Source organism: Reyranella sp. (genome assembly GCF_965279625.1).
Classification (GTDB): domain Bacteria; phylum Pseudomonadota; class Alphaproteobacteria; order Reyranellales; family Reyranellaceae; genus Reyranella.
The window spans coordinates 5,266,441-5,290,000 of the sequence record NZ_OZ257251.1; the positions used below are offsets into that span (position 1 = coordinate 5,266,441).

At 67.0% G+C, this 23,560-nt stretch carries 21 protein-coding genes and 1 tRNA gene (1 of these 22 cut by a window edge); 19 read left to right on the forward strand and 3 right to left on the reverse strand.

The window, feature by feature from the left end; genetic code table 11:
* Window positions 1–70 precede the first annotated feature (70 nt).
* Together ACQY78_RS25625 and ACQY78_RS25630 are read left to right on the forward strand one after the other, a co-directional pair.
* Entirely contained in the window at window positions 71–1,444 is a 1,374-nt protein-coding gene (locus ACQY78_RS25625; protein ID WP_428680503.1) for a Do family serine endopeptidase, read from the forward strand.
* 20 nt (window positions 1,445–1,464) lie between these two features.
* Window positions 1,465–2,754, forward strand: coding sequence for a replication-associated recombination protein A (locus ACQY78_RS25630; RefSeq protein ID WP_428680506.1), 1,290 nt, complete (start codon window positions 1,465–1,467; stop codon window positions 2,752–2,754).
* A gap of 87 nt (window positions 2,755–2,841) precedes the next feature.
* Here the strand turns inward: ACQY78_RS25630 and ACQY78_RS25635 are convergent, their stop codons facing one another.
* Window positions 2,842–4,365 (reverse strand): L,D-transpeptidase family protein, encoded by a 1,524-nt coding sequence (locus tag ACQY78_RS25635; RefSeq protein ID WP_428680509.1) that lies wholly within the window; start codon window positions 4,363–4,365, stop codon window positions 2,842–2,844.
* Entirely contained in the window at window positions 4,365–5,255 is an 891-nt protein-coding gene (locus ACQY78_RS25640) for a dienelactone hydrolase family protein (RefSeq protein WP_428680512.1), read from the reverse strand. Before ACQY78_RS25640 ends, ACQY78_RS25635 begins: the two co-directional genes overlap by 1 nt.
* A 35-nt stretch (window positions 5,256–5,290) precedes the next feature.
* Here ACQY78_RS25640 and ACQY78_RS25645 point away from each other — a divergent pair, with 35 nt between their 5' ends.
* From ACQY78_RS25645 to ACQY78_RS25690, 10 genes are all read left to right on the forward strand, one after another.
* Window positions 5,291–6,295 (forward strand): RluA family pseudouridine synthase, encoded by a 1,005-nt coding sequence (locus ACQY78_RS25645; protein ID WP_428680515.1) that lies wholly within the window; start codon window positions 5,291–5,293, stop codon window positions 6,293–6,295.
* Window positions 6,296–6,332: 37 nt separating this feature from the next.
* Window positions 6,333–8,342 carry an AsmA family protein gene (locus ACQY78_RS25650; protein ID WP_428680518.1) on the forward strand — a complete coding sequence of 670 codons (2,010 nt, stop codon included), beginning with the start codon at window positions 6,333–6,335 and terminating at the stop codon, window positions 8,340–8,342.
* On the forward strand, window positions 8,339–8,905 hold the full coding sequence (locus ACQY78_RS25655; protein WP_428680521.1) for an STM3941 family protein: 567 nt from the start codon (window positions 8,339–8,341) through the stop codon (window positions 8,903–8,905). The genes ACQY78_RS25650 and ACQY78_RS25655 overlap by 4 nt, the downstream gene beginning before the upstream one ends.
* 73 nt (window positions 8,906–8,978) lie before the next feature.
* Window positions 8,979–9,695, forward strand: coding sequence for an ATP12 family chaperone protein (locus ACQY78_RS25660; protein WP_428680524.1), 717 nt, complete (start codon window positions 8,979–8,981; stop codon window positions 9,693–9,695).
* Between the two features lie 8 nt (window positions 9,696–9,703).
* On the forward strand, window positions 9,704–10,576 hold the full coding sequence (locus tag ACQY78_RS25665; RefSeq protein WP_428680527.1) for a phosphonopyruvate hydrolase: 873 nt from the start codon (window positions 9,704–9,706) through the stop codon (window positions 10,574–10,576).
* The gene (locus ACQY78_RS25670) at window positions 10,573–11,010 is read left to right on the forward strand and encodes a hypothetical protein (protein WP_428680530.1); all 438 of its coding nucleotides are present in this window, start codon (window positions 10,573–10,575) and stop codon (window positions 11,008–11,010) included. Before ACQY78_RS25665 ends, ACQY78_RS25670 begins: the two co-directional genes overlap by 4 nt.
* Window positions 11,011–11,066: 56 nt before the next feature.
* The gene (locus ACQY78_RS25675) at window positions 11,067–12,599 is read left to right on the forward strand and encodes an acyl-CoA carboxylase subunit beta (RefSeq protein WP_428680533.1); all 1,533 of its coding nucleotides are present in this window, start codon (window positions 11,067–11,069) and stop codon (window positions 12,597–12,599) included.
* A gap of 10 nt (window positions 12,600–12,609) precedes the next feature.
* Entirely contained in the window at window positions 12,610–12,828 is a 219-nt protein-coding gene (locus ACQY78_RS25680; protein ID WP_428680536.1) for a hypothetical protein, read from the forward strand.
* A gap of 131 nt (window positions 12,829–12,959) precedes the next feature.
* The gene (locus ACQY78_RS25685; RefSeq protein ID WP_428686502.1) at window positions 12,960–14,912 is read left to right on the forward strand and encodes an acetyl-CoA carboxylase biotin carboxylase subunit; all 1,953 of its coding nucleotides are present in this window, start codon (window positions 12,960–12,962) and stop codon (window positions 14,910–14,912) included.
* A 5-nt stretch (window positions 14,913–14,917) separates the two neighbouring features.
* Window positions 14,918–15,199: an acylphosphatase gene (locus ACQY78_RS25690; protein ID WP_428680539.1), complete on the forward strand. Its 282-nt coding sequence runs from the start codon at window positions 14,918–14,920 to the stop codon at window positions 15,197–15,199.
* Here the strand turns inward: ACQY78_RS25690 and lipB are convergent.
* Entirely contained in the window at window positions 15,177–15,854 is a 678-nt protein-coding gene (gene lipB / locus ACQY78_RS25695; protein ID WP_428680542.1) for a lipoyl(octanoyl) transferase LipB, read from the reverse strand. The genes ACQY78_RS25690 and lipB overlap by 23 nt on opposite strands.
* Before the next feature lie 89 nt (window positions 15,855–15,943).
* Here lipB and ACQY78_RS25700 point away from each other — a divergent pair.
* From ACQY78_RS25700 to ACQY78_RS25730, 7 genes are all read left to right on the forward strand, one after another.
* Window positions 15,944–16,028, forward strand: a tRNA-Leu gene (locus ACQY78_RS25700).
* Between the two features lie 86 nt (window positions 16,029–16,114).
* A complete protein-coding gene (locus ACQY78_RS25705) occupies window positions 16,115–18,397 on the forward strand; it encodes an NADP-dependent malic enzyme (protein ID WP_428680545.1) in 2,283 nt (760 codons plus the stop codon).
* Complete coding sequence (gene mgtE, locus ACQY78_RS25710; RefSeq protein WP_428680548.1) at window positions 18,394–19,755, forward strand: magnesium transporter; 1,362 nt, start codon at window positions 18,394–18,396, stop codon at window positions 19,753–19,755. Before ACQY78_RS25705 ends, mgtE begins: the two co-directional genes overlap by 4 nt.
* 25 nt (window positions 19,756–19,780) lie before the next feature.
* Window positions 19,781–20,224, forward strand: a complete 444-nt coding sequence (locus ACQY78_RS25715; protein ID WP_428680551.1) for a hypothetical protein — start codon at window positions 19,781–19,783, stop codon at window positions 20,222–20,224.
* Between the two features lie 27 nt (window positions 20,225–20,251).
* On the forward strand, window positions 20,252–21,424 hold the full coding sequence (locus ACQY78_RS25720) for an isovaleryl-CoA dehydrogenase (protein ID WP_428680554.1): 1,173 nt from the start codon (window positions 20,252–20,254) through the stop codon (window positions 21,422–21,424).
* 62 nt (window positions 21,425–21,486) lie between these two features.
* Complete coding sequence (locus ACQY78_RS25725) at window positions 21,487–22,110, forward strand: TetR/AcrR family transcriptional regulator (RefSeq protein ID WP_428680557.1); 624 nt, start codon at window positions 21,487–21,489, stop codon at window positions 22,108–22,110.
* Window positions 22,107–23,560 carry the 5' portion of an acyl-CoA synthetase gene (locus ACQY78_RS25730; RefSeq protein WP_428680560.1) on the forward strand. It continues 82 nt past the right edge of the window, so only the first 1,454 of its 1,536 coding nucleotides appear in the window; it begins with the start codon at window positions 22,107–22,109; its stop codon lies beyond the right edge, outside the window. The genes ACQY78_RS25725 and ACQY78_RS25730 overlap by 4 nt, the downstream gene beginning before the upstream one ends.

Here is a 23,560-nt window from a genome sequence, read left to right on the forward strand (position 1 = left end):
CCAGCGGATATCCGCCCTTGATTTGCCGCAAGAGAGGCCGCAAATCCGGGCCGACCAAGGAGATGTCTATATGATGCGGCGGCTGGTTCTGGCGGCGGTTCTCGTGGGATGCGGTGCGGCGACTTCCGTGGCCCCGGCCGCCATGGCGCAGGGGCTGCCGAACTCGCGCAGCGAGCTCGCCTATTCCTTCGCGCCGCTGGTCAAGCGCGTCTCCCCGGCCGTGGTCAACATCTACACGACCACCACGGCCCGCGTGCAGCGCCGTCTCCCGTTCCCGTTTCCCGGCGTGCCCCAGCAGGGCGGCGAGCGGGTGCAGAACTCGCTGGGCTCTGGCGTCCTGGTGGGCGCGGACGGGCTGATCGTCACCAACGCCCACGTCGTGAAGGGCGCCGACGAGATCCGCGTCGTGCTGGCCGACCGCCGCGAGTTCGAGGCGAAGCTCATCACGCAGGACGAGCGCTACGACCTGGCGTTGCTGCGTATCGAGAGTTCCGACGAGAAGTTCCCGTTCCTCGAACTGCGCGACTCCGATTCGATCGAGGTGGGCGACGTCGTGCTGGCGATCGGCAATCCGTTTGGCCTGAACCAGACCGTAACCAGCGGCATCGTCTCGGCCGTGGCGCGCAGCGCCGGCGGGATCAACGATTCGAACTTCTTCCTGCAGACCGACGCGGCCATCAATCCGGGCAATTCGGGCGGCGCGCTGGTCGCGCTCGACGGGAGGCTGATCGGCATCAATACGGCGATCTACTCGCAGAGCGGCGGCTCGGTGGGCATCGGCTTCGCCACGCCCTCCAACATCGTCGAGCGCATGATCTCGACCGGCACGAAGGGCGGCAGGATCGTGCGGCCGTGGCTGGGCGTCAGCATGCAGCGCGTGACGCCGGACCTCGCCTCGGGCTTCGGCCTGTCGCGGCCCGCAGGCCTGGTCGTCAAGGATGTCTATGCCGGCGGTCCCGGCGCCGACGCCGGCCTCAAGCGCAATGACGTGATCGTCGGCATTCGCGAACAGGCGATCGACGACGAGGCGGGGCTGCGGTTCAGGCTGTCGACGCTCAACGTCGGCTCGGTCGTGCCGGTGAAGGTCATGCGCGGCGGCAAGGAAGTGGTCGTGGAGTTGAAGCTCGCGGCGCCGCCCGAGGATCCGCCGCGCGAGCTTTCGGTGCTGGAGGGCAGGCAGCCTCTGTCCGGTGCCTCGGTCGTCAACATGTCGCCCGCGGTCGCCGAGGAAATGGGCCTGGCCGAGTGGCGTCCCGGCATCATCATCGTCGACGTGAAGAGCGGCGCCTATGCCGGCCGCTTCGTGCGCCCCGGAGACATGATCCTGGCGGTCAACGGCCAGGAGGTGAAGAACGTCGCTGAACTCAAGAAGCGCGTCGCCAGCGGCATCAACAGCATCAACGTGGGCCGCGACGGCGTGGTGTTCCCCGTCCAGTTCCGCTGACCCCATGAAAGTGTCGGGCCGTGCCGGCTGAACTCTTCGCCTCGCTCGCCCCGACGCCGCTGGCCGAGCGCCTGCGCCCGAAGGCGTTGGGCGAGATTCTCGGGCAAGACCATCTGCTCGGTCCCGAGGGGCCGCTCGGCCGCATGCTGGAGGCGCGCAAGCTCGGGTCGCTGATCCTCTGGGGACCGCCGGGCTGCGGCAAGACCACCATCGCCCGCCTGTTGGCCGAGGCTGTGGACCTGCATTTCGAGCCGCTGTCGGCGGTGTTCTCCGGCGTGGCCGACCTGCGTCGCGTCTTCGAGGGAGCCCGCCAGCGCCGCAAGGACGGCAAAGGCACGCTGCTCTTCGTCGACGAGATCCATCGCTTCAACCGCGCCCAGCAGGACGGCTTCCTGCCGTACGTCGAGGACGGCACGGTGACGCTGATCGGCGCCACCACCGAGAACCCGTCCTTCGAACTGAACGCCGCTCTCCTGTCGCGCTGCCAGGTGCTGGTCCTGCGCCGTCTCGACGACGCGGCATTGTCGACGCTGCTGGCGAGGGCCGAGGAGGCGATCGGCCGCAAGCTGCCGGTCGACGAGACCGGCCGCGAGGCCCTGTTCGCCATGGCCGACGGCGACGGCCGCTACATGATCGGGCTGGCCGAGCAACTCTCGCAACTGAAGGACAAGGGACCGGTGCCGCCGTCGCGGCTGGCGACGCTCCTGCAGAAGCGTGCGCCGCTCTACGACAAGGCCCAGGAGGCGCACTACAACCTGATCAGCGCGCTGCACAAGTCGCTGCGCGGGTCGGACGTCGATGCCGCGCTCTACTGGTTCGCGCGCATGCTCGATGGTGGCGAGGATCCCAAGTACATCGCCCGCCGCCTGGTGCGCTTCGCCGTCGAGGATATCGGCATGGCCGATCCGCAGGCTCTGACCCAGACCCTGGCGGCGTGGGAGACCTACGAGCGGCTGGGGTCCCCGGAAGGCGAACTGGCGATCGCGCAGGCGGTGATCTATCTCGGCACAGCGCCTAAATCGAACGCAGCCTATGTCGCCTTCGGGGCCGCCAAGCGCGCCGCCAAGACGCACGGTTCGCTGACGCCGCCGATGCACATCCTGAATGCGCCGACCAAGCTCATGAAGGAGATCGGCTACGGCAAGGGCTACGAGTACGACCACAATGCCGCCGACGGCTTCTCGGGCCAGAACTACTTCCCCGACAATATGAACCGCGAAGAGTTCTACCAGCCGGTCGAGCGCGGCTTCGAGCGCGAGATCCTCAAGCGGCTCGAATACTGGAAGAAGCTCAGGGAAAAGAAGCGGTAGAGGGCCGAGCGAAGCTCGGCCGCTGAGCGTCAGGACATCGTGAAACGATGTCCGGGAGCGCCGAAGGACGAACGATCGCGCCGAGCCTCAGGGCTTGGCCATCGCGCGCACGACGCGGCGGTCGCGGCCGTAGACGTCGTCGCGGAAGGTCGGCACGCCGTCGGCATTGGCGCTGACGGTCCGGTAGGTCACGTAGAGCGTGATCGGCTCGGGGAAGGTGTAGTGGGCCTGCTGGCCGTCCTTGATCGCCTGCTGGACACGGTCCTTGCTGAAGCCGTTCTTGCCGTTGAATACCTTCTCGACGAAGTCGAGCGGGTTCTGCAGACGGATGCAGCCATGGCTGAAGTTGCGGCTGCCCTCGGTGAACAACCAGCGGCTCGCCGTGTCGTGCATGTAGATCCCGTACTTGTTGTTGAACGGGAAGAAGATGTAGCCCAGCGCGTTCGACGCGCCCGAATCCTGCCGGATGCGATACGGGAACGCCTTGGGATGGATCGAACTCCAGTCGATCGTGTTGGGGTCGATTTCGTCGTCGTGGCTCCAGCTCGCGAAGATCTTGAAGCCACTGCCAGACAGGGCATTGGGATCGCGGCGCAGGATCGGCAGATACTCCTCGCCGGCGATCGACGGCGGCACCGTCCAGTACGGGTTGGTCTGGAAGCCGCGCATGGTCGACTGGATCTCGGGCGTCGGGTCCTTCGGCGTGCCGACGATGACCTGGCTCTGGAAGGCAATCTTGCCCTCGTTCACGAACACCATCGAGTAGTCGCCGGTGTTCACGTAGACGAAGCGGCTGCCGAGATCCTCCGGCAGCCAGCGGCGGCGTTCGAGGTTGGCGACGATCTGCTCGATGCGTTCGTCGATCGTGGTGTTGAGCGAGCGGACGGTCTTGGCGCCGATGACACCATCGACCGTCAGGCCCTTCATCTCCTGGTACGACTTGACCACGCCGACCAGCGGCTCGTCATAGAGATCGGCGACGGCGCCGGCCGGCGGCACCGTGAAGTCGAGTTCGGTCAGGCGCTTGCGCAAGACGGGCACGCGGGCGTCGATCATGCCGGGCTTCAGCGCGCTGCCGTCGGGCATCGCGGTGTAGGTCGTGCGGGTCTTCTTCTCCCGCCAGGCCGCCAGCGCCTTCTGCAGCGCCGGGTAGTCGCCCTTGGGCGGCAGCGAGGCGAGGTAGGCCGCGAAGTCGGGCGCGTCGGCCGCAGCCTGCAGCAGCTCCGCCTTGTCGGCCTTGCGCTGGATGATGTCGATTTCCTTGTCGACCCTGTTGGCGCGGACGCGGCCCGTCGAGACGTCGCTGGCATAGGCCACGAACGCGGCGGACAGCATGGCTTCGGCCGCGCTGGAATCGGCGCCCGGCGCCATCGCTCTTTCAACGTCGGCGAGGTTGTACCAGGCGGGATCCAGTCCGTGATCGCCGGCGCTGCGCAACGCCTTCAGCAAGGCCTCTGCACGTGCCGTGGCGAGGCTGGATCCAGTCCACAAGACGCCCGAGGCGTAGGAGGACGATGCTCCCGAGAAGGAGAGCGCGAGCGCCAGGAAAGCGGCGAAAAAATTGATTCGAATCACACCGGAAGTATAGGGAGAACCCGCCGATTCGTCCATCAGCGCACGAATCCGTGAACGGCGAGGAAAGCGATCAGGTCGGCGCTGGCGCGCTGCTTCAGATCGGCCGTCCCGCCGCCGGCACGGGCACCTCGGGTGACGCAGTGCTGTCGCGCCCAGGCCTGGAACTCGGGCTCGTCCATCGCCTGTCCCAGCGAGGGCACGAAATGGCGGCCGTCATCCTCGATGATGTTGCGGCAGCACGACCAGTTCTCGGCGTCCTTGATGTCGAAGACGGGACCCAGCGATTCCCAACCATGATGGGCGCCGCCATAGACCTTGACCTTGATCCGGTCGTTGCCGGCCGCCCGCATGCGCTCGGCGTACTCGATGGCCAGCTCGGCCGGCGTGTAGTCGTCCCTGGCGGCCAGCATGAAGAACATCGGCCGTCCGTGCGTGGTGGCGTCGCGATGCTGGGCCGTCGCGCCGGGGCAGAGGGCGACGTGGATGTCGAACAGGTGCGGGAAGTCGCGTCGCCAGCGCTGGCGCACGGCGAGGGCGGCATTGAGCGTCGCCACCCCGCCCTTGGAGACGCCCATGATACCGATGCGTGCCGGATCGATGCGGCGGTCGGCGCGGAGCAGGGCGAGGGCTGCAAAGGCGTCGCCCTCCATCTGGGCCGCCGAAACCAGGCTCTGGTCGGCCACGGTACGCCGCACCCCACGGCTCCTGAAACTGTCGACGATCAGCGCCGCCGCGCCTGCCGCGTTCAGCAGGTCGGCGTAGTAGTGCTCGCGATGGCGCTGGACGCCGGCGCTGCTGGTCAGGATGACCATGCAGGACACCGGTTCCGGTCGGTCGGCGGGAATGTGCAGGGTCGCGGAGATTCGCGCCGGCCGGCAAGCCGTCGGATGGTCGAACGTCAGCGTGTCGAAGGACACCGATTCCATGGACCCTGTGTAGCTTGTCCCGTAGTTTGTGCGCCATGAGTGACAGCCCTGCCAGTGGTGGTAGCCAACAGACCAAGGTCCAGAATCGCGCCGTCACGGACGACGAGACTGGCATGCGCCTCGACCGGTGGTTCCAGCGCCACTTCCCCGAACTGAGCCACGGCGCTTTGCAGAAGCTGCTGCGCACTGGCCAGGTCCGGATCGACGGCAAGCGGGCCGAGGGCAAGGACCGGATCGAGCCGGGGCAGTCGATTCGCCTGCCGCCCGGCGTCACGAATACGCCGGCGCCCAAGCCGCGAACGGAGGCGAAGCCGACCGTTTCCGATCGCGACGCCGCCGAGATCCAGCGCATGGTGATCCATCGCGACGATCACGTGATCGTGCTCAACAAGCCGCCGGGACTCGCGGTCCAGGGCGGCAGCGGCACGGATAAGCACATCGACGGGATGCTGGACGCGCTGCGGTTCGGCTTCGAGCAGCGGCCGCGCCTGGTCCACCGGCTCGACAAGGACACCAGCGGCCTGCTGCTGATCGCGCGAACGGGGCAGGCCGCCAGGCGCCTGACGGAATCCTTCAGGGATCGCGAGACCGAGAAGCTCTATTGGGCGATCGTCGTGGGCGTGCCGCCAAAGAAGGAAGGCACGATCGACCTGCCGCTGGCCAAGCGGCCCGGCGCCCGCGACCGCGAACTCATGCAAGTCGACGAAGAGAACGGGCTGAAGGCGATCACCCATTTTCGCGAAGTCGATCGCGCCGGCCGGCGCGCCGCGCTGCTGGCGCTATGGCCGCGGACGGGGCGCACTCACCAGCTCCGCGTTCATTGCGCGGAAATGGGCTGCCCGATCCTGGGAGATCGCAAGTATGGCGGCGAGGAAGCGCTGCTGGTCGCGGTCGCCGAGGGGCGCCGGCTGCATCTCCATGCCCGCCGCCTGTCTCTGCCGCACCCGTCGGGCAAGGGGGAGCTGAAGGCCGAGGCCGAGTTGCCTCCTCACTTCCGCCGCACCGTCGAGGCATTTGGCTTCTCGACGGACGGTGTTTGAGCGAGAATCGGTCAGGATGCGGATTCCCTGGAGGCGAGTGGCCGTGATCACGGCGGTGGCGGTGCCGGTCGCCGCCGTCGTCGGCGTCATCTGGGCGGCCACGCGCGATCTGTCGAGCTATCAGGCGCGGCTGACCGAGCAGGTCCGCAAGGTCACGGGGCGCGAACTGGCCGCCCGCGTGCCGCTCAGCGTCAGGCTGGGCAGCGAGCCCGCGATGGTCGCCGAAGGCGTCACGCTCTCCAATGCAGCGTGGGGTTCCCGGCCCGATCTGGCGCGCGTGCGCCGCATGACGCTTTTTCTCGACCCGTTTTCGCTGTTCCTGGGCGATGTCAAGATTGGACGGATTCTGCTCGAGGGCGCCGACATCCTGGTCGAGCGCAACGAGGTGGGTGACTCCAGCCTCGAGATGCTGCCGCCGCCCGACGGGTCGGGGCCGCATCCCGGCGAGAACCGGTCTCTCCGGCTTCGCACGTCCTCGGCCTTTCCCTGGATCAGCACGGTCGAAGTCCGCGACTCCGTCCTGACCGTCACGGAAGGAGCGGGCCGGCCGCCGGTGGTGATCGACGTGCCGAACGCGACCTTCAAGGCGCAGGCCCCGAACCAGACCTTGCAGGTCGAGGGGCGGTTCGGCGTGGCGCAGGGCGTGCCGATGGACCTCACGGGCACCGCCGGCTCGTTCAACGGCTGGATGGCCGGGCTGCCCGGCAACATCGACCTTCAGGGTGGATTCGGCGACGGCAAGATTTCGATCAAGGGCAGCATCAACGCCAAGGGCACGTCGCTGCAGGTCAATTCCGAAGGCGCCGACGTTTCGGTGCTTGGACCCTACATTCGCCTTCCCGTCCCGGTGGGCGGTCCCTACGTGATGAATTCGAAGGCTTCGACCCAGCGCAACGGCTTCAAGGTCGAGGTCACGGCGCTGAAGGTCGGCTCGAGCGAGGGGGCCGGCGAGGCGCTGTTCCGCGTCGATCGCAAGGGCACGCCGACTATCATCGTCAATGCCGACATTACGCGCCTCGACGTCTCGGAACTGAAGGCGCCGCCCGCGACCGCCGCGCCCGCGGCACCCGCAACGGCTCCGATGCAGCAGCCGCGCCTCATTCCGGCCCTGCCGTTCTCCGCAAGCTGGCTCGGCCGGTCGGCCCTCTCGGTGACGGTGAGGCTGGGGGAGGTCGTGGGTCTTGGCGCCAAGATGCAGAACGCATCGGTGACGCTGGCTTCGGGCGAGACGCGTTTCACCTTTCGCGCGGCGGCGACCGTCGGCGGCGGCTCGGCCGGCGTCGATCTGGTCTACGACCCGGCTGGTCGCATCGGGCAGACCACGCTGACGGCCACCGCCAACCGAGTCTCCCTGGGCGAGCTGTCGACCCTTCTCGGCCTCGATCTCGGCCTGCGCGACGGTGTTGCCGATGTCGACCTTCGCCTGCGCGGCGGTGGCCGCACCACGCGCGACGCGCTGAACACCGCCAACGGCTCGATCGACGTGGCCATGGGCAAGGGCATGTGGCCCCAAAGCCAGCTCGCGAACTGGCCGCCCGAGACCCAGCGGCTCCTCGGCGGCACCGAGGCCGGCGTGCCGTTCAACTGCATCGCCGGCCGGTTCGAAGTGAGTGGCGGTGTCGCCAACCTGCGGCGCCTGGTCGTCGACACGCCGCGCGGCGTGCTGGTCGGCGGCGGCTACCTGCATCTGCGCACCGAGGGCTGGGAGTTCATCGTCGCCCCCGAGGCACGCGACCATCAGAACGCTTCGCTCGCCACGCCGATGCGCATCAAGGGCGGCGCCGGCAAGGCCACGGCGAGCGCGGTCGATCCCAACCTCTCCAAGCTGCTGGTGGGCGGCGGCCCGATCCCGAGCCTGGTCGCCCAGGTGGGGCAGGCCGGCCGGCAGGCCGGCGCGAATGCCTGCGCCGTGCTGGCGCCGCGGGTCGAGGCCCTGCGGCCGGGGCTGCGGGCGCAAATGCCGGCGCCCACGTCGGACATTCGTCAGCGGGCGTCGCGGCCACAGGGGCAGACGCCGGGTCCGCAGCGTGGCCAGAGCCGGCCGTGAGCGAAGAGAAGAGACCAGAAATCGCGATCCCCGTCAGTCGCTCGAAGGTCGGCTTTCTGGCGATTGCCAGTCTCGCGATGGCGGTGGCGGCGGGTTGGATGCTCATGGCGGCGCCGGGCGTCGGATCGAATTCGTTCCACCAGTTCGTGCTGGGATTCGGTATCTTTTTCTTCCTGCTGCTTGCCTACGGCCATCTGAGAACCCTGACTGCGACAGAGCCAGGGCTCGTCATCAATCGACAGGGGTTCTTTTTTCGCCCGACCGGCCTGGCATTCGGCTGGGTCGATTGGGCGGACGTGACCGAAATCAGGGAAGGCATGGGGAGGGGCGGAGCCTTTCTCTCGATCAGGCTGCGCGATCCTCAAAAGTACATCTCACGCGGCAACAGCCTTCAGCGGTTGGCGAAGGCCATCAACTGGCGCCTGTCCGGAAGTCCCGTCACTTTCACCAGCGGTTCGCTTCAGGCGGATCCTGCCGAATTCGTGCAAATCATCCGATTGTTCTTTTCGGAGGCGAAACGGACTGAATCGGGAGCCTTGTCGCCCAGCCCATCTCCCATGTAAGCCCCTCGCGCAGGTCGTAAGGTGCGATGCAGGAATTTCGTATCGTGGATATCTTGCGCTGCTCGGGAGCAGAATGAAGCGCTTCTACAAGGATACGGGCGTCGATGAGGGAGAGGGCGGGTTTCGCGTCCTGCTCGATGGCAAGCCCATGCGGACGCCGATGAAGGCGACCTTGGTCGTGCCGACCCGGGCGCTTGCCGAGGCCATCGCCGCCGAATGGGCGGGCGTGCCCGACAAGGCCGAGATCAACGCCGCTCACCTGCCGCTGACGCGCCTTGCCGCAACCGCCATCGACCGCGTCGTGGCGCGTCGCGACGAGGTCATCGCCGATACGGCCAAGTATGCCGGCTCGGATCTCCTCTGCTATCGCGCGACCGCGCCGGAGAGCCTGGTGAAGCTGCAGCTTGAGCTGTGGCAGCCCTTGCTCGACTGGGCAGCCGAGCGCCATGGCGCCCGGCTGGTCACCGCCGAAGGCATCGGCTTCGTGGATCAGCCGGAAGCGGCGAAGGCGCGGCTTCACGAAGCGGTTTCGGCACACGGCGATCTGGCGCTGTCGGCGCTCTACAATCTCACGCACACGGCGGGGTCGGTGATGATCGGGCTGGCGGTGTCGGAGGGGCGCCTCGATGCGGCCGGCGCCTTTGCCGCCGCCCAGATGGACGAACTCTACCAGGTCGATCGCTGGGGTGACGATCCGCTGGCGGAGAAGCATCGCGAAGGCGTGCGCAGGGACATCGAGGCGTGCGCCCGCTTTCTTTCATTGCTGGAGAACGCGCGTCTGCGCGGCTGAGAGGGATCATGGGAGCGGGCACCAGGCTGCGGAAGATCATGGCCGACAAGGGCCTCGTCGAGGCGATGGCGGCGCACAGCCCGCTATCGGCGATGCTCGCTGCAGAAGCAGGCTTCGACGCGATCTGGGCCTCCGGCTTCGAACTGTCCGCCCTGTACGGCGTGCCGGACGTCAGCATCGTATCGATGACCCAGCATCTCGACATGACGCGCGCCATGGTCGACCGGTCGGGCCTGCCGGTGGTGGCCGACATCGACACCGGTTTCGGCAATGCCATCAACGTCCTCTATGCGGTGGAGCAGTACGAGCGCGCCGGGGTGGGCGCGATCGTGATGGAGGACAAGAGCTTCCCCAAGGTCACCAGCCTGATCGCCGGTGGCCGGCAGGACATGGTCCGCATCGAGGAGTTCCAGGGCAAGATCGAGGCCGCGCGGTCGGCCCGGCGCGATCCCGATCTCGTCGTCGTGGCCCGCACCGAGGCGCTGATCGCCGGCCTCGGCCAGGACGAGGCGCTGAAGCGAGCGCGGGCCTACGAAGCCGCCGGCGCCGACCTGATCCTCGTCCATTCCAAGCAGAAGACGCCGGACGAGATCGAGGCCTTCATCAAGGCGTGGGATGGCAAGGTGCCGATCGCGCTGGTGCCGACCGCCTATCCGCAGATGACGGTGGCGCGGGTGAGGGAACTGAAGAAGGTCGGCCTGCTCATCTGGGGCAACCACGCCATCAGGGCTGCCGTCGGCGCCATGCGGGCGACCTTCGCACAGATACGCAAGGATGGCGGCATCCACGGCGTCGAGGGCAGCATCGCCACGGTCGACGAGGTGTTCGATCTGCAGGGTATGGGAACGGTCAAGGACAACGAGAAGCGCTTCCTGAAATGATCGGCCTGCCGGGGCTTTTCGTTCCTCTGACGATGATTGCGGCCCCTGCGATGGCGCAAAGCTTGCAGGGCGTGTGGCAATTCGAGCGGCAGGCGCATAACGGTCGTCATGCCGGCATCGTCGTGATCGATGGTGACGACGCGCGCAGCACCGCCCGCGGCCCGGTACAGGAATATGCTCAATGCGGCTTCGTTCGCATCGACGTCGAGCGCGTCGAGATCGTGTTCACCAAGGTGGCGGCTTCCCGGCCGTACAGCCCCGACCGCTTCATCTGCACCGCATCGGGCGGTTCGTCGCTCGTATGCTACAACCGCGATGCAGCAGGGCACCGGGAACCCACGAGTTTCGCACTACGGCGCACCGGCGACCTTCCCGATACGGCCTCAGGCCGGCTCGAGGATATCTGCCGGCCGCGCGAAAAGCCGAATTCGTGAACTGGACGCCTCGAACATTTTGCCTGAAAACGGGCCGGCGAGCCGGAGTGAATTGAATGCAGAAAATGTTGGAAGAACTCGAGCGCAGGCGTGCAGCGGCGCGTCTGGGCGGAGGCGAGCGCCGCATCGAGGCGCAGCACGCCAAGGGCAAGCTGACGGCGCGCGAGCGCATCGATGCGCTCCTCGATCCCGAGTCGTTCGAGGAATACGACATGTTCGTCGAGCACCGTTCGATCGATTTCGGCATGGAGAACCAGAAGATCCCGGGCGACGGCGTGGTCACCGGCCACGGCACGATCAACGGCCGGCTGGTCTATGTCTTCAGCCAGGATTTCACGGTGTTCGGCGGCGCCCTGTCCGGCATGCACGCCACCAAGATCTGCAAGGTCATGGACATGGCCATGAAGGTCGGCGCGCCGGTGCTTGGCCTCAACGACTCGGGCGGCGCGCGCATCCAGGAGGGTGTCGATTCGCTCGCGGGCTATGCCGACGTGTTCCAGCGCAATGTGCTCGCGTCCGGCGTGATCCCGCAGATTTCGATGGTCATGGGTCCCTGCGCCGGCGGTGCGGTCTATTCGCCGGCCATGACCGACTTCATCTTCATGGTGAAGGACAGTTCCTACATGTTCGTGACCGGTCCCGATGTGGTGAAGACCGTCACGCACGAGACGGTGACCCAGGAAGAGCTGGGCGGCGCGCTCACGCACACCCAGAAGTCGGGTGTGGCCGATCTCGCCTACGAGAACGACATCGAGGCGCTGCTGCAGCTTCGCCGCTTCGTCGACTTCCTGCCCTCGAACAATCGCGAGAAGGCGCCGGTCCGCGCGGCGCTCGATCCGATCGATCGTGACGACTTCTCGCTCGACACGCTGGTGCCGGAGAATCCCAACAAGCCCTACGACATCAAGGAACTGATCCTGAAGGTCGTGGACGAGGGCGATTTCTTCGAGCTGTCGCCGGAATGGGCCGCCAACATGGTGGTGGGCTTCGGCCGCATGGCCGGCCGGACGGTGGGTTTCGTGGCCAACCAGCCGATGGTGCTGGCGGGCTGCCTCGACATCGACAGCTCGCGCAAGGCCGCCCGCTTCGTGCGTTTCTGCGACGCCTTCAACATCCCGATCGTGACCTTCGTCGACGTGCCGGGCTTCCTGCCGGGCACGACGCAGGAATTCGGCGGCATCATCAAGCACGGCGCCAAGCTGCTCTACGCCTATGCAGAGGCCACCGTGCCGAAGGTTACGGTGATCACCCGCAAGGCCTATGGCGGCGCCTACGACGTGATGGCGTCCAAGCACCTGCGCGGCGACGTGAACTATGCCTGGCCGGGTGCCGAGATCGCGGTGATGGGCGCCAAGGGCGCGGTCGAGATCATCTTCCGCTCCGACGTCGGCGACGCCGGCAAGATCGCGGCGCGTACCGAGGAATATCGCCAGAAGTTCGCCAACCCGTTCGTGGCGGCCAACCGCGGCTTCATCGACGACGTGATCATGCCGCACGGCACGCGCCGCCGGATCTGCAAGGCGCTGGCCACGCTCGAGACCAAGAAGCTCGAGAATCCGTGGCGCAAGCACGGCAACGTGCCTCTGTGACGGCGACGCCGTGCATCTGTCTCCCGAGGAGCGCATGAGGCGCGGCCGGATCGTGCGCAAGCACCTGATGGTCGGGCTTCTCGCGCTGCTCGTGATCATCCCGCTGAATTTCATCGTGAGCCGCCAGTATCCGTGGTGGCTCTGGGTCCTCATCGTCTGGCTGCCCCTGATCGGCGCTCACTCACTGTGGGCCAGGGGCTTCTTCGATCGCAGAAAAGAAGGAATCTGAGCATGGCCGCCAAGAAGAAGGTCGCCAAGGTCGCCACCAAGAGTGCGCCCAAGAGCGTGCCCAAGAGCGCATCAAAGGGCGTCGCGGCTGCGAAGAAGGCGCCGGCTCCGAAGCCTGCCGCCGACGGACCGCTGTTCGACAAGATCCTGATCGCCAATCGCGGCGAGATCGCCTGCCGGGTCATCCGGACCTGCAAGCGTCTCGGCATCAAGACCGTGGCGGTCTACTCCGAAGCCGACGCCGACGCGCTGCACGTGCGCGAGGCCGACGAGGCGGTGCTGATCGGACCGCCGCCTTCCGCGCAGTCCTACCTGCTGATCGACAAGATCGTCGAGGCCTGCAAGGCGACCGGCGCCCAGGCGGTGCACCCGGGCTACGGGTTCCTCTCCGAGAAGGAGGCCTTCCAGAAGGCGCTGGCCGAGGCCGGCATCGCCTTCATCGGTCCCGATGCTCACGCCATCTACGCCATGGGCGACAAGATCGAGTCGAAGAAGCTCGCGCAGGCGGCCGGGGTCAGCACCGTGCCCGGTTACCTGGCGGCGATTCCCAATGCCGACGAGGCGGTGAAGATCGCCCAGAAGATCGGCTACCCGGTGATGATCAAGGCCTCGGCCGGCGGCGGCGGCAAGGGCATGCGCATCGCCTACAACGATGCCGAAGCGCATGAAGGCTTCGGCTCGGCGACCAACGAGGCCAAGGCCTCGTTCGCCGACGATCGCGTGTTCATCGAGAAGTATATCGAGGAGCCGCGCCACATCGAGATCCAGCTCATCGCCGACGGCCACGGCAACTGCATCTATCTCTGGGAGCGCGAGTGTTCGATCCAGCGCCGCCACCAGAAGGTGATCGAGGAGGCGCCGAGCCCGTTCCTCGACGCGAAGACGCGCAAGGCGATGGGCGAGCAGGCCGTCGCGCTGGCCAAGGCGGTAAAGTACAAGAGCGCCGGCACCGTCGAATTCATCGTCGACAAGAACCGCAAGTTCTACTTTCTCGAGATGAATACGCGCCTGCAGGTTGAGCATCCGGTGACCGAGCTGATCACCGGCCTCGACCTGGTCGAGCTGATGATCCGCGTGGCGGCGGGCGGCAAGCTGCCGTTCCAGCAGAAGGACGTGAAGCTGCAGGGCTGGGCCGTCGAGGCGCGTCTCTACGCCGAAGACCCGTTCCGCAACTTCCTGCCCTCCACGGGACGGCTGGTGAAGTACCGCGAGCCCGAGGCGGGACCCGACGTCCGCGTCGATACCGGCGTCTACGAGGGCGGCGAGATCTCGATGTTCTACGATCCGATGATCGCCAAGCTGTGCACGCACGGCAAGACGCGCGACGAGGCGATCGACCGCATGCGCCGCGCGCTCGACGAGTTCTACGTCCGTGGCGTGTCGCACAACGTGCCGTTCCTGGCGGCGCTGATGGCCCATCCCAGGTTCCGGGCGGGCAAGCTCACCACGAACTTCATCGCCGAGGAGTTCAAGGGCGGCTTCACGGCCGAGCATCTGCCGCCGAAGGACGCGGCGGTGCTGGCGGCGGTCGCGGCCGTGGTGGATCGCATTCATGCTCATCGGGCAGGGGCGCCTCAGTCCGAGCGCGTCGTCATGCTCAATCGCGCGCCGATGCCCGTCTCGGTGAGTGGCGGCGGCCTCGAATTCGCCGTGGACATCGACGCCCGCCGGATCGAGATCGAGACCGCCTGGACGCCGGGTGAGCCGCTGTTGCGGGCGAAGGTCGATCAGCATCCGGTCGTGGTGCAGGTCGACACTCTGGGCTCCGGTTGGCGCCTGACGCATGAAGGCGGGCAGGCGGATGTGCTGGTGCTCACGCCGCGCCAGGCGGAGCTCTACGCGCTGATGCCGGTCAAGGCGGCGCCCGACACCTCCAAGTTCCTGCTGTCGCCGATGCCGGGCCTGCTGGCCTCCGTGGCGGTGAGCGAAGGGCAGGAGATCAAGGCCGGCGAGGCGCTGGCCGTGGTCGAGGCGATGAAGATGGAGAATGTGCTGCGCGCCACGCGTGACGGCACGGTCAAGACGCTGCACGCCAAGGCCGGCGACAGCCTGCGCGTCGACCAGAAGATCATCGAGTTCGCCTGAGCCGGATGGCGTTGCAGGCGCGCCTCGCGATCACCGGCCGGGTCCAGGGCGTGGGCTACCGCGACTGGGCGATGGCTGCGGCTCAGCGGCTCGGCCTCAGCGGCTGGGTGCGCAACCGCTCCGACGGCTCTGTCGAAGCACTGGTCGTCGGCGACGACGACGCGGTGGGCCGGATGATCGAAGCCTGCCGTCGCGGCCCGACGCTCGCGCGCGTGGACGCCGTCGACGTCGAGCCGGTCGACCTCGACGTCCTTCCGGCAGGCTTTACGCGGCTGCCGACGGCCTGATCTCGCCGAACACTTCCTGGAAGGTCTCGGCCAGCGCCGCGTCGAGATCGGCCAAGGTGACCGGCAGGCCGAGATCGACCAGCGACGTGACGCCATGGTCGGCGATGCCGCAGGGGACAATTCCCGCATAGTGCGAGAGGTCGGGCTCGACGTTGATCGAGATGCCGTGGAACGCCACCCAGTGGCGGATGCGCACACCAATGGCCGCGATCTTGTCCTCGCGCGGGCTGCCATCGGGCAGGGGCGGCTTGTCCGGTCGTACGACCCAGACGCCGACACGGCCCTCCCGCCGCTCCGCCTTGACGTTGAAGCGGCCGAGCGTGCGGATCGTCCATTCCTCGAGGTCGGAGACATAGCGGCGGACGTCCTGGCGGCGCGCCCTGAGGTCGAGCATCACATAGGCCACCCGCTGGCCGGGGCCGTGATAGGTGTACTGGCCGCCGCGGCCGGCGACGTGGACCGGAAAGCGGGCAGGCTGCAGCAGGTCCTGCGTCCGGGCGCTGGTGCCGGCCGTGTAGAGCGGCGGGTGCTCCAGCAGCCACACCATTTCGCCATCCGTGCCGGCACGGATGGCCGCGACACGCGCTTCCATGGTGGACAAAGCCTCGTCATAGGGGACGGCGTCGTCGGAGATGCGCCATTCGAGCCTTTTCATTGTGGCAAAATCGGCACTTCCGCTCGTTCGTGCAAGCCCGCCTTGCCACTGCGGGAGCGATTTGGTATCCCCCGCGCCATCGAACCGGCGCGGCCATGGCGGAATTGGTAGACGCGCTAGCTTGAGGTGCTAGTGCCGCGAGGCGTGGAAGTTCGAGTCTTCTTGGCCGCACCATCGCCGGTTCGAACGAAAAGGTAAGGTCGCCGCCTGTTGGCAGATGCCAACGGGCGGCCCTTTTTGTTTGCAGGTGGGAGAGTGCTTTGGCCGACGATCTCAGCGAAAGCGCCCTCCGTTACCATCGCCTGCCTCGACCCGGGAAGATCGAGGTCGTCCCGACCAAGCCGCTGGCGACCCAGCGCGACCTCTCTCTGGCCTATTCGCCCGGCGTAGCGGCAGCCTGTAACGAGATCGTGCGCGATCCCGGGATGGCTGCCGAGCTCACCGCTCGAGCCAATCTGGTCGCCGTCGTCACCAACGGCACCGCCGTGCTGGGGCTGGGGGCGATCGGCCCCCTGGCGGCCAAGCCGGTGATGGAGGGCAAGGGCGTCCTCTTCAAGAAGTTCGCCGGCATCGACGTCTTCGACCTCGAACTGGCCGAACTCGACCAGGATAAACTGGTCGATATCGTCGCCGCTCTCGAGCCGACCTTCGGCGGCATCAACCTCGAGGACATCAAGGCGCCGGAGTGCTTCTACGTCGAGCAGAAGCTGCGCGAGCGCATGAAGATCCCGGTGTTCCACGACGACCAGCACGGTACCGCCATCATCGTCGGCGCCGCGCTGTTCAATGCCCTGTCGCTGGTCGGCAAGGACATCGCCAAGGTGAAGCTGGTCGTGTCCGGCGCGGGTGCGGCGGCCCTGTCGTGCCTCGGCGTGCTGGAGAAGCTCGGCCTGCCGCGCGAGAACATGTGGGTCACCGACATCGCAGGCGTGGTCTGGAAGGGCCGCAACGAGCAGATGGACCCGTGGAAGGAGCGCTATGCCCGCGACACGCAGGCCCGCACCCTGGGTGAGGTGATCGGCGGCGCCGACGTGTTCCTCGGCCTTTCGGCCGCCGGCGTCCTGAAGCCCGAGATGGTGGCCCGGATGGCCGCCCGGCCGCTGATCTTCGCGCTGGCCAATCCCAATCCCGAGATCTCGCCGGAAGACGTCGCGGGCGTTCGCGACGACGCCATCATGGCCACCGGCCGCAGCGACTATCCCAACCAGGTCAACAACGTCCTCTGCTTCCCCTACATTTTTCGCGGCGCCCTCGACGTCGGCGCCACGACCGTCAACGACGAGATGAAGATCGCCTGCGTGCGGGCGCTGGCGGCGCTGGCCCGCAAGGAGCCCTCCGAGGTCGTGGCGCGCGCCTTCGGCGAGCAGGCCGGCGGCTTCGGCCCCACCCAGATCATTCCCAAGCCCTTCGATCCGCGGCTGATCGTCGAGCTGGCGCCGGCCGTCGCGAAGGCCGCCATGGACAGCGGCGTGGCGACGCGGCCGATCACCGACTTCGATTCCTATCGCCAGCAGCTCAGCCAGTTCGTCTTCAAGTCCGGGCTCGTCATGCGGCCGGTGTTCGCACAGGCGCGCTCCGATCCGAAGCGGGTGATCTTCAGCGCCGGCGAGGACGATCGCGTCCTGCGCGCCGCGCAGATCATCCTGGACGAGGGCATCGCCAAGCCGATCCTGATCGGCCGGCCGGAGATCGTGCGGCGGCGCGCCGAGCGTCTCGGCCTGCGCTTCCAGCCCGGTGTCGATGTCGAGCTGGTCGATCCGTCCAGCGACCCGCGCTACGACAAGTACTGGGGCGCCTATCTCGAGCTGATGGAGCGCAAGGGGGTCACCGAGCCGACGGCGCGCAACCTCGTGCGCTCCAGCCCGACCTTGATCGCCGCTCTGGCGGTGAAGCTTGGCGATGCCGACGCAATGATCGCCGGCGCCTATGGCCGCTTCCGCACCCATCTGGCCCATGTGCGCGACGTCATCGGCCTGCGCGAGGGGGCGAAGAACATGGCGGCCCTCAGCCTGCTGGTCATGCCGACCCGTGCGCTGTTCATCGCCGATACCTACGTGAACTACGATCCCGATCCCGAGACGCTGGCGGAGATCACCCTGCTGGCGGCGGACGAGGTCCTGCGCTTCGGCCTCCAGCCCAAGGTCGCGCTGATCTCGCATTCGAGCTTCGGCGGCTCCGAGCATGCCTCGGCCAAGAAGATGGCCGCCGCGGTGAAGATCCTGCACCAGCGGGCGCCGACCCTGGAGGTCGACGGCGAAATGCATGGTGACGCCGCGCTGAATGTCGACATCCGCAACAGCGTCTTTCCGCGGTCCAAGCTCAAGGAAGCGGCGAACCTGGTGGTCTGCCCGTCGCTGGACGCCGCCAACATCTCCTTCAACCTGCTGAAGGAGGCGGCCGACGGGCTGCACATCGGCCCGATCCTGCTGGGCACCGATCTGCCGGCGCATGTGCTGACGCCGTCGGTGACCGCACGCGGCATCCTCAACATGACCGCGCTGGCCGTGGTCGAAGCGCAACGCCTCGCCGAGGCGCGTGGATGAGTGGCGAGATCGACCATCTCGACGAAGTGACGCCGGAACTCGTCCGGCGCGTCGAGGCGGCGCTCACCGAAGACAGGCAGGAGGATGCGCGGGCGCTGCTGAACAACCTCAGCGCCACGGGCCAGGCCTCCATTCTCGAACAGATCTCCGAGGATCAACGCGACAAGCTGGTCGGCATCCTCAAGGGCGACCTCGATCCCGAGGCCCTGACCGAGCTCGACGAGGAGGTCCTCGAGGACGTTCTCGACCAGCTCGACAGCAAGGAGATCGCGGCCGCCGCGCGCGAACTCGAGGCTGACGATGCGGCCACCATCCTCGAGGACCTGACGGAAGAGGAGCGGCAGGAGGTCCTGGCGGAAATTCCGGCCGAAGAACGCGCCGACATCGAACGCGCCCTGGCCTATCCCGAGGACACCGCCGGCCGCCTCATGCAGCGGTCGCTGGTCAAGGTGGCCGACACCTGGACCGTGGGCGAGGTGATCGACCATTGCCGTGAAGCCACCGATCTGCCCGACGACGTCTACGACATCTTCGTCGTCGATGCGGGCGGCCATCTGCGCGGCTCGGTGCCGCTTGGCCGGATGCTGCGCAGCAAGCGGCCCGTCCCGATCCTCGATATCGTCGATCCCGATATCCCGTCGCTGCCGGCGATGTCGGACCAGGCTGAGGTGGCACACGTTTTCCGCGACAAGAACCTGGTCTCGTGCCCGGTCGTTGACGATGACGGACGGTTGTTGGGCGTGATCATGGTCGACGACGTGGTCGACGTGATCGACGAGGAGGCGGAGGAGGATCTGCTCAAGATGGGCGGCGTCGGCTCCGACGACATGCACGCCGACACCGTGCGCACGGCGCGTCTACGGGCCCCCTGGCTGCTGGTCAACGTCGCCACGGCGCTGGTCGCCTCGGTCGTGATCAGCCAGTTCGAAGACACGATCGAGAAGATCGTGATCCTGGCCGCTCTCATGCCGATCGTCGCGTCGATGGGCGGCAATGCCGGCATTCAGACCGTCACCGTCACGGTCCGTGCTCTGGCAATGGGCGAACTGACGGCGGCCAATGCCGTGCGCTTCATCGGCAAGGAGGCCGTGGTCGGCAGCCTGAACGGACTGTTGTTCGCCACCTTGCTGGCGGTCGGGGTCATTCTCGTGTTCCACGACTGGCGGCTGGGTGCGGTCATTGCCGCTTCGATGGTCTGCAACCTGATGGCCGCGTCGCTGGCCGGCTCGCTGATTCCGCTCGGCCTGCAGAAATTCGGCGTCGATCCCGCGGTCTCCTCCACGGTGTTCCTGACCATGGTCACGGACGTGACCGGCTTCCTGACCTTCCTCGGGCTGGCGACGATCTTCCTGCTTTGAGGTATCGTCCCCGACGGAGGTTTCCGTGTCGACAGTCCTTCGCCTCGTTGCCGCATTTCTCCTGCTGCTGGGCGCTTCCGTGGTCCAAGCGCAGAACAGGGTCCCGTCCGACCGCGTGCTGGAAGCGTTGGTCAAGAGTTCGTTGCTCAGCCTCAACGACGCCAACGTGACCGGCAACTACGCCGTCCTGCACGCCAAGCTTTCCAAACCGTTTCGTGAGCAATTCCCGCCTGAGAAGCTCAAGGAGACGTTCAAGGAGTTCAGCCAGGGCAACGCCGACTTCGACATCATTGCGGCCATGCCGCCGACCTACGACCCCAAGCCCGTGGTCGACGAGGACGGCAAGCTGGTGGTGAAAGGCAGCTTTCCCACGGAGCCGTCGCGCCTCCTCTTCGAGTTGGAGTTCATCCCGTCGGACGGCGAGTGGAAGTTGATCCGCATACAGGTCAAGCTGGGCTCCAAGTCCTGATCCAGTCCATCAACAGGTAAGACAAAAATGATCCCGAATGCGATGCCGCCGTTCGACTTCGGCCTGGGTGAGACCGCCGACGCGCTGCGCGACCAGGTCCAGCGATTCGCCTCGGCCGAGGTCGCGCCGATCGCGGCCGAGATCGACAAGAGCGACCGGTTCCCGCGCGAGCTTTGGCCGAAGATGGGCGAGCTTGGCCTGCACGGCATCACCGTCGAGGAAGAGTTCGGCGGATCGGGCCTCGGCTATCTCGAACATGTCATCGCGGTCGAAGAGATCAGCCGCGCCTCGGCCGCGGTCGGGCTGAGCTACGGCGCCCACTCCAACCTCTGCATCAACCAGATCCGCCGCACCGGCACCGACGAGCAGAAGAAGCGCTTCCTGCCCAAGCTGATCTCCGGCGAACATGTCGGCAGCCTGGCGATGAGCGAATCGGGCGCCGGCTCCGACGTCGTGTCGATGAAGCTGCGGGCCGAGAAGAAGGGCGACCGCTACGTCCTGAACGGTACCAAGATGTGGATCACCAACAGTCCCGATGCGCAGCTCGTCGTGGTGTATGCCAAGACCGATCCGGCGGCCGGCTCGCGCGGCATCACGACCTTCATCGTCGAGACCGACCGCAAGGGCTTCAAGGTCGCCCAGAAGCTCGACAAGATGGGCATGCGTGGCTCCTCGACGGGCGAACTCGTCTTCGAGGATTGCGAGATCCCCGAGGAGAACGTACTGGGCGCGGTGGGCAAGGGCGTCAACGTGCTGATGAGCGGGCTCGACTACGAGCGCGCCGTGCTGGCGGCGGGCCCGATCGGCATCATGCAGGCGGCGATGGACATCGTCGTGCCCTATGTCCACGAGCGCAAGCAGTTCGGCCAGGCGATCGGCGAGTTCCAGCTTGTGCAGGGCAAGCTCGCCGACATGTACACCACGATGAACGCCTGCAAGGCCTATGTGTACGCCGTCGCCAAGGCCTGCGACCGCGGCCAGACCACGCGCAAGGATTCGGCCGGCGCGATCCTCTATGCCGCCGAGAAGGCCACGATGGTGGCGCTCGACGCCATCCAGCTGCTGGGCGGCAACGGCTACATCAACGATTATCCGACCGGCCGCCTGCTGCGCGACGCCAAGCTCTACGAGATCGGCGCCGGCACCAGTGAGATCCGCCGCATGCTGATCGGCCGCGAACTGTTCGCCGAGACGGCCTGACGGACGACGGGATTTGACCGGGCGGAGGCTTTTTCGTACACGGTGTGTATGAAAGGCCTTCGATGCCGCGCTATCTGACCGAACAGGACATCGCCGATTTCCGCGCTGAGCTGTGCCGGGTCGCCACCGAGCGGTTCGCCCGTTTCGGCTATGAGGGCGTCACCATGCGCCAGCTGGCCGAGGCGCTGGGCTGCAGCCCCAAGACGCCCTATCGCTACTTCAAGGACAAGGCCGACATCCTGGCGACGGTGCGGGCCGAGGCCTTCGCCCGCTTCGCCGACGCGCTCGAGGCCGCGGCGGCCGAGGGTGAGGGGCCGCTCGACAGGGCGCGCTGCGTTGGCGACGCCTATCTGCGGTTCGCGGACGAGCATCCGCATGCCTATCGCATCATGTTCGAGATCGACCATCCGATCGGCGACGAGCATCCCGACCTGCTGCGCGAGTCGAGGCGGGCGCACAGCTTCGTGACCCAGCAGGCCGAGGACATGGTGAAGGCCGGGTTGATCGATGCCGATCCTTTGTTGTTCGGCCTGTCGATGTGGGCCGCCACGCACGGGCTGGTCATGCTGAAGCGCGCGGGCATGCTCGATCACGGGCCGGATATCGGGAAGCTCGCCGGCTATCACGGCGCGCTGATGTTCAAGGGCGCGCTCGTGCCGCCCAAAAAGAAGGGAGGAAAAAAATGAATGCAGGCGTTACGGCGGGCGAACGATTCCGGAGCTGGGCCGAGATCCAGGCCAATGCCGCGCGCGCGGCCGGCGGACTCGAGGCGCTGGGCGTCGGCGAGAATGGCAGCGTCGCCCTGATGTTGCGCAACGACTTCGCGACCTTCGAAGTGAACATGGCCGCAAGTCAGCTCGGCGCCTATGCGGTGCCGATCAACTGGCACTTCACGCCCGAGGAAGCGAACTACATCCTGCGCGACAGCGGCGCGAGCGTGCTGGTGGCCCATACCGACCTGCTGGCGCAGATCGCCGGCGGCGTGCCGGAGGGCGTGAAGGTCTTCGCCGTCCCGACACCTGACGAGATCGCTGCCGCCTACGGCGTGCCCGCCGAGAAGCGTCGAGTACCGGCGGGCGCCGCGTCCTGGGAGGATTTCGTCGCGGCTTCAGTTCCGCGCACCGCGCCGCCGCGACCCTCGCGCGGCAGCATGATCTACACGTCCGGGACGACGGGGCGCCCCAAGGGCGTGCGGCGCCAGCCGAGCACGCCTGCGCAGCAGGCGGCGGGTGCTCAGGAAGCCGCCCTGTTCTGGGGCCTGAAGCCCGATCCTTCGATCGTCGTCCTGATGAACGGCCCGATGTACCACTCCGCTCCGGCCGCCTACGGCATGGCGAGCGCGCGGCTCGGCCTGCACATGGTGCTGCAGCCGCGCTTCGAGGCCGAGGACATGCTGCGCCTGATTGCGCGGCATGGGATCACCCACATGCATATCGTGCCGACGATGTTCGTGCGCCTGCTGCGCCTGCCGGCGGACGTCCGGGGGCGCTACGACGTCTCGTCGCTGGGCTTCGTCAGCCACGGCGCCGCTCCCTGCGCGCCCGCGGTGAAGCGCCAGATGATCGAGTGGTGGGGGCCGGTCATCAACGAGTATTACGGCGCGACCGAGACCGGCGTCGTGGTCTGGCACGGCTCGGAAGAGGCGCTGCGTAAGCCCGGCACGGTCGGCCGCCTGGTGCCCGGAGGCGTCCTGCGAATCGTGGATGAGGATGGGCAGGACGTGAAGCAGGGCGAGGTCGGCGAGATCTACCTGCGCGGGCCTCATCTATCGGAGTTCACCTACAACAACGACGATGCCAAGCGGCGCGAGATTTCGCTCGGCCAGCTCGTCACGGTGGGCGACGTGGGCTACGTCGATGCCGACGGCTTCCTGTTCCTGTGCGATCGCAAGCGCGACATGATCATCTCCGGCGGCGTCAACATCTACCCGGCTGAGATCGAGGGGATACTGATCCAGATGCCGGGCGTGCGCGACTGCGCCGTGTTCGGCATCCCCGACGAGGAGTTCGGCGAGCAGATCTGCGCCCATGTCGAACCGGCTGCCGGTGCCTCCCTGGATGCGGCATCGGTGCGCGCCTATTTGTCTGAGCACCTGGCGCGCTACAAGGTGCCGCGGGTGGTCGAGCTCACCACCGC